Source organism: Streptomyces swartbergensis (genome assembly GCF_002148965.1).
Classification (GTDB): Bacteria; Actinomycetota; Actinomycetes; order Streptomycetales; family Streptomycetaceae; genus Streptomyces; species Streptomyces swartbergensis.
Genome location: NZ_NGFN01000361.1, coordinates 1 through 8,634, shown reverse-complemented (window position 1 = coordinate 8,634; position 8,634 = coordinate 1). Strand labels below are relative to the sequence as shown.

At 71.6% G+C, this 8,634-nt stretch carries 9 protein-coding genes; 3 read left to right on the top strand and 6 right to left on the bottom strand.

Going from position 1 to position 8,634, the window contains the following annotated elements; translation table 11 throughout:
* Positions 1 to 126: 126 nt before the first annotated feature.
* The 5 genes from rbsD to CA983_RS36390 form a co-directional block, all read right to left on the bottom strand.
* A complete protein-coding gene (gene rbsD, locus CA983_RS36410; protein ID WP_086605019.1) occupies positions 127 to 516 on the bottom strand; it encodes a D-ribose pyranase in 390 nt (129 codons plus the stop codon).
* The gene (locus CA983_RS36405; protein WP_086605018.1) at positions 513 to 1,415 is read right to left on the bottom strand and encodes a ribokinase; all 903 of its coding nucleotides are present in this window, start codon (positions 1,413 to 1,415) and stop codon (positions 513 to 515) included. Before CA983_RS36405 ends, rbsD begins: the two co-directional genes overlap by 4 nt.
* A 71-nt stretch (positions 1,416 to 1,486) precedes the next feature.
* Positions 1,487 to 3,436, bottom strand: coding sequence for an ABC transporter permease/substrate-binding protein (locus CA983_RS36400; protein WP_086605017.1), 1,950 nt, complete (start codon positions 3,434 to 3,436; stop codon positions 1,487 to 1,489).
* Positions 3,426 to 4,964 (bottom strand): sugar ABC transporter ATP-binding protein, encoded by a 1,539-nt coding sequence (locus CA983_RS36395; RefSeq protein ID WP_086605016.1) that lies wholly within the window; start codon positions 4,962 to 4,964, stop codon positions 3,426 to 3,428. Before CA983_RS36395 ends, CA983_RS36400 begins: the two co-directional genes overlap by 11 nt.
* Positions 4,961 to 6,028, bottom strand: coding sequence for a LacI family DNA-binding transcriptional regulator (locus CA983_RS36390; protein ID WP_086605015.1), 1,068 nt, complete (start codon positions 6,026 to 6,028; stop codon positions 4,961 to 4,963). Before CA983_RS36390 ends, CA983_RS36395 begins: the two co-directional genes overlap by 4 nt.
* 223 nt (positions 6,029 to 6,251) lie before the next feature.
* Between CA983_RS36390 and CA983_RS36385 the strand changes: the two genes are divergently transcribed.
* Both CA983_RS36385 and CA983_RS36380 read left to right on the top strand, forming a co-directional pair.
* Entirely contained in the window at positions 6,252 to 6,617 is a 366-nt protein-coding gene (locus CA983_RS36385; RefSeq protein WP_086605014.1) for a cupin domain-containing protein, read from the top strand.
* A gap of 104 nt (positions 6,618 to 6,721) precedes the next feature.
* Positions 6,722 to 7,369, top strand: coding sequence for a dihydrofolate reductase family protein (locus tag CA983_RS36380; protein ID WP_086605013.1), 648 nt, complete (start codon positions 6,722 to 6,724; stop codon positions 7,367 to 7,369).
* A gap of 7 nt (positions 7,370 to 7,376) precedes the next feature.
* Here the strand turns inward: CA983_RS36380 and CA983_RS36375 are convergent, their stop codons facing one another.
* Entirely contained in the window at positions 7,377 to 8,180 is an 804-nt protein-coding gene (locus CA983_RS36375; protein WP_086605012.1) for an MBL fold metallo-hydrolase, read from the bottom strand.
* A gap of 86 nt (positions 8,181 to 8,266) precedes the next feature.
* On the opposite strand from CA983_RS36375, the gene CA983_RS36370 reads away from it, so the two are divergent.
* Positions 8,267 to 8,634, top strand: a 368-nt coding sequence (locus CA983_RS36370) for an ABATE domain-containing protein (RefSeq protein ID WP_208637111.1), incomplete at its 3' end; no start/stop codon positions are given.

Sequence of the window (8,634 nt, the reverse complement as noted above, 5' to 3'; positions counted from 1 at the left end):
GGGGTTCTGACGGGAGGGGAAAGCCGAGGGGGCCCGGTCGACGGACCGAGCCCCCTCGAAGCTGATCCGGGCACGGCAGAGCCGCCCGGAGCCGTCAGAAGAAGACAGCCGTCAAGAAGACAGCCGTCAGAAGAAGACGCCGCACCTCAGCAGCACGTTCGCGTACGGCCGTGCCTCGCCCGTGCGGACCACCAGCCGGGCCCCGGCCGASAGCTCCTTGAGCCGCTCGTGCGACACCAGGTCCAGGGACGGGAAGTGCCCGTCCAGGAGGTCCGAAGCCTCCTGGTTCGCCTCCCGTACCTCCGTCGCCGCCGTCGCCCCCTCGACCACCAGCTCGGCCAGCAGCCCCTCCAGCACCTCGGCGAACGCCGGCACCCCGGCCCGGAAGGCGAGGTCCACCACCCGGGGGCCGTCGGGGATGGGCATGCCCGCGTCGCACACCAGCACCCCGTCACCGTGGCCCAGCTCGGCCACCGCACCGGCGAGGTGACGGTTCAGTATCCCGTTCCGCTTCACAGCTCGGCGACCTCCGCCGCCGTCGGGAAGGACGCCTGCGCGCCCTCCCTCGTCACGGTCACCGCCCCGACCCGCGCCGCGTACGCGGCCGCCTCCGCGAGGGACTCACCGGCCCCCAGCCGGAACGCGAGCGCGGCGGTGAACGCGTCACCCGCGCCGGTCGTGTCCACGGCGCTCACCTTCACGGACGGCACCCGGGAGACACCCTCCGCCGAGGCGACCAGCGCACCCTCCGCGCCCAGCGTCACCACCACCGACCGGGGGCCCTTCGCGAGCAGGATCCGAGCCCAGTCCTCCGGGCTGTCCCCTACGGCGGCCGAGCCCAGGATCACCTTCGCCTCGTGCTCGTTGACGATCAGCGGGTCGCACGCCGCCAGCACCTCCTGCGGAAGGGGGCGCGGCGGCGAGGGGTTCAGCACGAAACGGCTCTCCGGCGCCAGGTTCCGTACGACCTCCACCACCGTCTCCAGCGGGATCTCCAGCTGCGCCGAGACCACCCGGGAGCTCTGGAAGAGGCACCCGGCGGCGCTGACGTCCTCCGGGGCCAGCCGGCCGTTCGCGCCCGGCGAGACCACGATGCTGTTGTCCCCGGACGGGTCGACCGTGATCAGCGCGACCCCGGTCGGCGCGCCGCCCACCAGGACGCCCACCGTGTCGACGCCGGCCGAGCGTTGCGAGTCGAGCAGCAGCCGGCCGTACGCGTCGTCGCCGACCCGGGCCAGCAGAGCCGTACGTGCCCCGAGCCGGGCGGCCGCGACCGCCTGGTTCGCGCCCTTGCCGCCCGGGTGGACGGCCAGGTCGGAGCCGAGCACGGTCTCGCCGGCACCGGGCCGGCGCTCGACACCGATCACCAGGTCGGCGTTGGCCGACCCCACGACCAGGAGGTCGTAGTCGTACATGAGTCGTCTCCCCACGTGAGTGACATGGCGGGCGGTCCACACGCCGTGTGACCGCCCGCCGTTCCCCGATGTCAGCCGCTGAAGCCGGCCACGTTCTCCTTCGTGACCACCTTCACCGGCACCTTCACCGTCTCCTCGACCTTCTTGCCCTGGAGTGCCTTCAGCGCGTTGTCCACGGCTATCTTCCCGAGCTGGGACGGCTGCTGCGCCACGGACGCGTACAGCGTGCCGCCCTCGACCGCCTTCAGCCCGTCAGGCGTGCCGTCGAAGCCGACCACCGAGACCGACGTGCCGGCCTTGGAGCCCAGGGCCTTGATCGCGCCGAGCGCCATCTCGTCGTTGGCGGCGATGACGCCCTGGACGTCCGGGTGGGCCTGGAGCAGGTTCGACATCACGTCGAGCCCCTTGGTGCGGTCGAAGTCCGCGGGCTGCTGCGCCACGACCTGGATGCCCGGGTAGGCCTGGAGGCCGTTCGCGAAGCCCTGGGCGCGCTCGCGGGCGGCTGAGGTGCCGGCCTGGCCCTGGAGGACCACGATCTTGCCCTTGCCGCCCAGCTTGTCGGCGATGGTCTTCGCGGCGAGTTCACCGCCGGTGACGTTGTCGGAGGCGACCAGCGTGTCCGTCCTCGCGTTGTTGACGCCGCGGTCGACGGCGACGACCGGGATCTTCGCCTTGTCGGCGGCCTTCACCGAGTTGCTCGCCGCGTCGGAGTCGACCGGGTTGACGATGATCGCGCCGAGCCCGGAACTGGTGAAGTTCTGGAGCTGGTTGGCCTGCTGGGAGGCGTCGTTCTGGGCGTCCGTGACGGTCAGGTCCACGCCCAGCTTCTTCGCCTCGGCCTGGGCGCCCGCCCGGATCTGCACGAAGAAGGGGTTGTTGAGGGTGGACAGCGACAGGCCCATCTTCGGGGTGCCCGCGGCGGAGGAGCCGTTGTGCAGGAAGGACGTGGCGCCGACGATCGCGACGGTGACGACGGCCGCGAGCGCGTACGTCACGGCCTGCTTGCCCTTGTCGCCGCCGGTGCCGGCCGCGACCGGGGTCGCCCCGGTCTTGCGGCGCGCGGTGTCGAGCAGCACGGCCAGCGCGATGACGACGCCGATGACGACCTGCTGCCAGAACGCCGACACGTTCAGCAGGTTCAGCCCGTTGCGCAGCACGGCCAGGATCAGCGCGCCGATCAGCGTGCCGGACGCCTTGCCCGTGCCGCCGGCCAGCGACGCCCCGCCGATGACGACCGCGGCAATCGCGTCCAGCTCGTAGCCGTCGGCGGCCTGCGGCTGCGCGGAGGACAGCCGGGCGGCGAGGACGACACCGGCGACGGCGGCGAAGACGCCCGAGAAGGCGTAGATCGCGAGCTTCTGCTTCTTCACGCGCAGGCCGGACAGCCGCGCGGCCTCCTCGTTGCCGCCGATCGCGTACATCGAGCGGCCGATGTACGTCCGGCCGAGCACGAACGCGGCGATCAGGCCCATCACGGCCATGACGAGCACCGGCACCGGCAGCCAGCCGCCGAGCGCGTCCCCGAGGCGGGAGACGGAGTCGGGGAACGCGATCGCGGAGCCCTCGGAGATGACGAGGGACAGGCCGCGGGCCACGGACAGCATCGCGAGCGTCGCGATGAACGGCGGCAGCTTGCCGTAGGAGATCAGGATGCCGTTGACCAGGCCGCAGACGATGCCCGTCGCTATGGCCAGCAGGACGGCGAGGAACACCGGGACGCCCGCCGAGGTGGCGCTCCACGCGAGGACCGTGGCCGAGAGCGCGGCGACCGAGCCGACGGACAGGTCGATGCCCGCCGAGACGATCACGAAGGTGACGCCGAAGGCGAGGATGGCGGTGACGGCCGCCTGGACGCCGACGTTCAGGAGGTTGTCCGTCGTCAGGAAGTCGCCGGACAGCACCGACATCGCGATGACGAGGACGATGAGCGCGGTGAGCGCGCCGTTGTCGAGCAGGAGACGGCGCAGGCCGCCCGAGGCGCCACCCGCGCCCGTCGTGCTCTTGAGCGTGTCAGTGGCCACGGGAGGCCTCCGTTCCGGTCGTGCTGGTGGTCGTGGTGGTCGGAGTGCTGACGGCGAGTGCCATCACGGTGTCCTGGGTGGCCTCGTCGGCGGAGAGCTCGCCGGCGATCCGGCCCTGCGCCATGACCAGCACGCGGTCGCTCATGCCGAGCACCTCGGGCAGATCACTGGAGATCATCAGGACGGCGGCGCCGGCGGCCGTCAGTTCGTTGATGAGCTGGTAGATCTCGACCTTGGCGCCGACGTCGATGCCGCGCGTCGGCTCGTCGAGGATCAGCACCTTGGTGTCGGCGAGCAGCCACTTGCCGATGACGACCTTCTGCTGGTTGCCGCCGGACAGCGTGCGCACGTGCTGGCCGAGGCCCGCCATCCGCACGCCGAGCTGCTCGGCGATCCGCGCGGCGGCCTCGCGCTGCCCCTTGAGGTCGACGAGCCCGGCGCGCGTGGCCGACCGCAGCGTCACCAGCCCGAGGTTCTCCTCGACCGACGCGTCCAGCACCAGACCCTGGCCCTTGCGGTCCTCGGGAATGAGCCCGATGCCCGCGGTCATCGCCGCGTTGACGTCGTACCTCGGGATGGCGGCCCCGGCGACCTTCACGGCCCCCTTGTCGTACGGGTCCGCCCCGAACACGGCCCGTACGACCTCCGTACGGCCGGCGCCGACCAGCCCCGCGATGCCGACGACCTCACCGGCGTGCACCTCGAAGCTGACGTCGTGGAAGACGCCGTCGCGGGTGAGTCCCTCGACGGACAGCAACGCGGCGCCGCGATCGGCCCGTTCGCGCGGGTACTGCTGCTCGATCGAGCGCCCGACCATGAGCCGTACGAGCTCGTCCTCGGGCGTGGAGGCGGGCACCTGCCCGACGCTCCTGCCGTCCCGGATGACCGTCACCCGGTCACCGAGGGCGGCGATCTCGTCCAGGTGGTGCGTGATGAACACGATCCCGACGCCGTCCTCGCGCAGCGTGCGCACGATCGCGAAGAGCTTCTCGACCTCCTCGGAGGTGAGCACGGCGGTCGGCTCGTCCATGATGAGCACGCGCGCGTCGAGGCTGAGCGACTTGGCAATCTCGACCATCTGCAGGCGTGCGATGCCGAGTTCGCGGACACGCGCGCGTGGCGACACCTGCACGCCCACGCGCGCGAGGAGGACCTCGGCGTCGGCCTCCATCCGCTTCCGGTCGATCATCCCGAACCGGCGCGGCTGCCTCCCCAGGAAGATGTTCTCGGCGACCGTCAGATCGGGAACCAGGTTGAACTCCTGGTAGATGGTGGCGATCCCGAGCCGCTCGGAGTCCTGCGCACCGTGGATGCGCACCTCCTCGCCGCCGACCAGGATCCGCCCGGCGTCGGGCGTGTAGGCGCCGGAGAGCATCTTGATGAGGGTGCTCTTGCCCGCGCCGTTCTCACCGAGCAGCACATGCACCTCGCCCCGGCGCAGGTCGAAGTCCACGCCGTCCAGCGCGACCACTCCCGGGAAGGTCTTCCGTATGCCCTCGATGCGCAGCAACTCGTCCGCGTTGCTCACGTGTGGCTCCTGTTCTCAGCGGGGGGCTGCACAGCGGGGGCCTGTGCAGAGTCCGGCTCCGGGGAGGCCGGATACGGCTCGCCGCACGAGCGGCGTACGACGAGCCGGGCGGGGAGGGTGACGGACTCGCCGGGCCGCCCCTCGATCCGGTCGACCAGCGCGCGCACGGCGGCCCGCCCCAGCTCGCCGGTCGGCTGGGCGATCGCGGTGACCGGCGGATCGGTGTGCACGAACCACGGGATGTCGTCGAACGCGGCCAGCGCGATGTCGTCCGGAACCCGCAGTCCACGCGCGCGTACGGCGTCCAGCGCGCCGAGCGCCATCAGGTTGTCGGCCGCGAACACGGCCTCGGGCGGCTCGGCCAGGTCGAGGAACCCCTCGGTGACCCGGCGCCCGCTCTCGGCCTGGAAGTCGCCCTGCCCTATGTAGGCGTCGGGGAGGTCGAGCCCGTGCGCCTGGAGGGCCTCCCTGAAGGCCTCCACGCGCTCCCGCCCGGTCGTGGTGGCGGCGGGACCCGCGATGATCGCGACCCGCCGGTGCCCGAGCCCGTGCAGATGTGCCACGAGGTCCCGTACGGCGGCCCGGCCGTCCGCCCGGACCACCGGCACGTCCACGCCCGGGATCCACCGGTCCACGAACACCATGGGCGTTCCCGCCCGCGCGGCGTCCAGCATCAGCGGCGAACCGCCGTCCGTCGGGGAGACGAGCAGCCCGTCGATCCGCCGGTCCAGCAGGTTGCGTACGTGGTGGTCCTGGAGGTCGGGCCGCTCGTCGGCGTTGCCGATGATGACGCTGTAGCCGAGCGCGCGGGCCTCCTCCTCGACGGAGCGGGCCAGTTCGGTGAAGTAGGGGTTCATCACGTCGCTGATGACCAGGCCGAGGGTGTGGGTCTGGTCGGTGCGCAGGGAGCGGGCGACGGCGTTCGGGCGGTAGCCCAGGGACTCGACGGCGGCCAGGACGCGCGTGCGCGCGTCGGCGCTGACCGACGGGTGGTCGTTCAGGACGCGCGAGACCGTGGCGACGGAGACGCCCGCCTCGGCAGCGACGTCCTTGATGCTGGCCACCGCCGCTCCACCTCCTTGTGGATCAGTCGTGGGAGCACTTGCTGAAGCGCTCGTGGAATCGATTACATCGACGGGTGGATGGAATCGATTACACGCCGGTAAATCAAGACCCCGAGGACACCTCTTGACCGGATCGTGATGTCGCGGGCGGTTCTCCGGCGGTCCAGGGTGGAAGGAGGAGGTCCGTTGTCGCGAGGCCCGGCCGGGCCGGAGCGGAGGAGTCATGACGGCGGCGACCCGGAACGACGTACCCGTCGCACTCGAGGGCGACGGCGTGGAACTGCGCCTCATGCCGATCGGGGGCGGCATGTCGGTGGGCTACATCAGTCTGCCCCAGGGCACGGACATGGGCCCTGCCCTCAAGGGCCTGCCCGAGGACGCGTGCCAGTGCCCCCACTGGGGCTATCTCCTGAAGGGCCGGATCAGGATGCGCACGGCCTCCGGCGAGGAGGAGTACGAGGCGGGCCAGGCGTACTACTGGGGTCCCGGCCACGTCCCGGTCGCCCTGGAGGACAGCGAGTTCGTGGAGTTCTCCCCGAGCGAGGAGTTCCAGCAGGTGATCGAGCACGTGATCGCGCAGGCGGGGTGAGTGCGGGGTGAGTGCGGGGCGGCTCCGGAGGAAACCGCCGGATCACCGATGAGTTTCGCCGGCCGATGCGGTCATCACCCCTGATCGACCACAGGAGGAGCCCCGTGTCGCAGCTACTGCGCGTGCAGAACTTCAACGTCTCGAGTGACGGATTCGGTGCCGGCGAGCACCAGAGCCTGGAGCGCCCGTTCGGCCACGCCGACCCGGGGCAGATGTTCGCCTGGGCCGGCGCCACGGCGAGCTGGCCCAACCGCACCGACCCCGGCGGGAGCCGCGGTCTCGACGACTACTTCACACGCGACTTCGCGCACAACATCGGCGCCGAGATCATGGGCCGCAACAAGTTCGGCCCCCAGCGCGGCCCCTGGCAGGACTACGAGTGGAAGGGCTGGTGGGGCGACGAGCCCCCGTTCCACACGCCGGTGTTCGTCATGACCCACCACGAGCGCCCCTCGTTCACCCTCTCCGACACGACGTTCCACTTCGTCGGCGGCGACCCGGCCGAGGTCCTGGAGCAGGCGCGCAAGGCGGCCGGGGGCAAGGACGTCCGGCTGGGCGGCGGGGCGGCCACCATCCGGGAGTTCCTCGACGCCGACCTGGTGGACACGCTGCATGTGGCGGTCTCGCCCGGTGTGGTGCTCGGATCGGGGTCACGGCTGTGGGAGTCCCCCGAGGAACTGCTCGACCGCTTCCACTGCGATGTGGTGCCCAGCCCCAGCGGGGTGATTCATCACCTGTTCTGGAGGAAGTGACGGCGGGTCAGGCGCCCTTGCCCCAGTCCAGGCGGTCGGCGAGCCCGGCGGCGGTGAAGGCGGCTGCCAGCTCCTCGCGGCCTTCGGTGAAGTGGGCCCAGCTGTCGTAGTGCACGGGGACGACGCGGCGGGCGCCGAGGACCCGCGCGGCCTCCGCCGCCATGGCGCTGTCCAGCACGATGACCTGGTTGTCGAAGAGGACGGGGAAGCGGGGAGCACCGGCGAAGAGGACGGCGGTGTCGACGGGGCCGAAGCGGCCGGCGATCTCGCGGACCGCATCGAGGGAGGCGTTGTCGCCGCTGACGTAGACGGTGGGCAGGCCCTCGCCGGTCAGGACGAAGCCGACGACCTGGCCGGTGACCGGCTCGACCTCCTCGCGGGGGCCGGGGCCGTGCACGGCGGGCACGCCGGTCACGGTGACCGTGCCCCCGTCGGGGCGGTCCAGCTCGACGGACTCCCAGTCGGCCAGGCCCCTGGCCTTCTCTCCCAGGCTCTCGCGCAGACGCTTGCCGCCGCCGGGCGTGGTCAGGGTCAGCGGTATGCCGGCGAGCAGGGCCCGGCCGGAGATGTCGAGGTTGTCGGGGTGCTCGTCGTGGGAGAGCAGCACCACGTCGATACGGCCGAGGTCGGCGGTGGTGGTGGCGGGGGGCGCGGTCTTGGTCAGGAACCGGGCGTCACCGCGGGAGTAGTCGCCGGGGGCGTCGAAGGTGGGGTCGGTCAGGAAGCGCAGGCCGCCGTACTCGAAGAGGGCGGTCGGGCCGCCGAACACGCGGACGGGGAAGGGTGCGGTCGTCGAAAGAAGGGAAGACATCAAGAACCTCACGGATAGACGCAATCGAACCGTGAGGTGACCGTAGCCGCTTCTCACGGATAAAGGCAAGCCGTACCATGAGAAGCATGGAGGAGTCCCTGATCGAACAGCCCGCCCCGCCACCCGCACAGGGAGAGGAGGAGCACCCCTCGCTCGCCCTCGTCAACAGCGCGATCGCGCTGCCCGGCGGGCACACGGTCGACCTCCTGGGCGCCCCCGCGCAGGCGAACCACTGGCTGACGCGGCGCGGCCTCGCCCCGGTCGACGCCGGCATGCGGGAGATGTGCGCGACCCAACTGCGCTCACTGCGCGAACAGATCAGATCGCTGTTCGCGGCCCGCGCCGAAGGCCTGCCCGCCCTCCCCGCGGCCGTGGCGGCCGTCAACGACGCGATGACCCGGGTCCCCACGGCCGCCCTGCTGCGGTGGGACGACAAGACCGGCCCCTACCGCAC

Coding starts and splice junctions, on each gene's coding strand:
- CA983_RS36385 (WP_086605014.1), top strand. CDS start 6,252: ATGACGGCGGCGACCCGGAACGACGTACCCGTCGCACTCGAGGGCGAC.
- CA983_RS36405 (WP_086605018.1), bottom strand. CDS start 1,415: ATGTACGACTACGACCTCCTGGTCGTGGGGTCGGCCAACGCCGACCTG.
- CA983_RS36375 (WP_086605012.1), bottom strand. CDS start 8,180: ATGTCTTCCCTTCTTTCGACGACCGCACCCTTCCCCGTCCGCGTGTTC.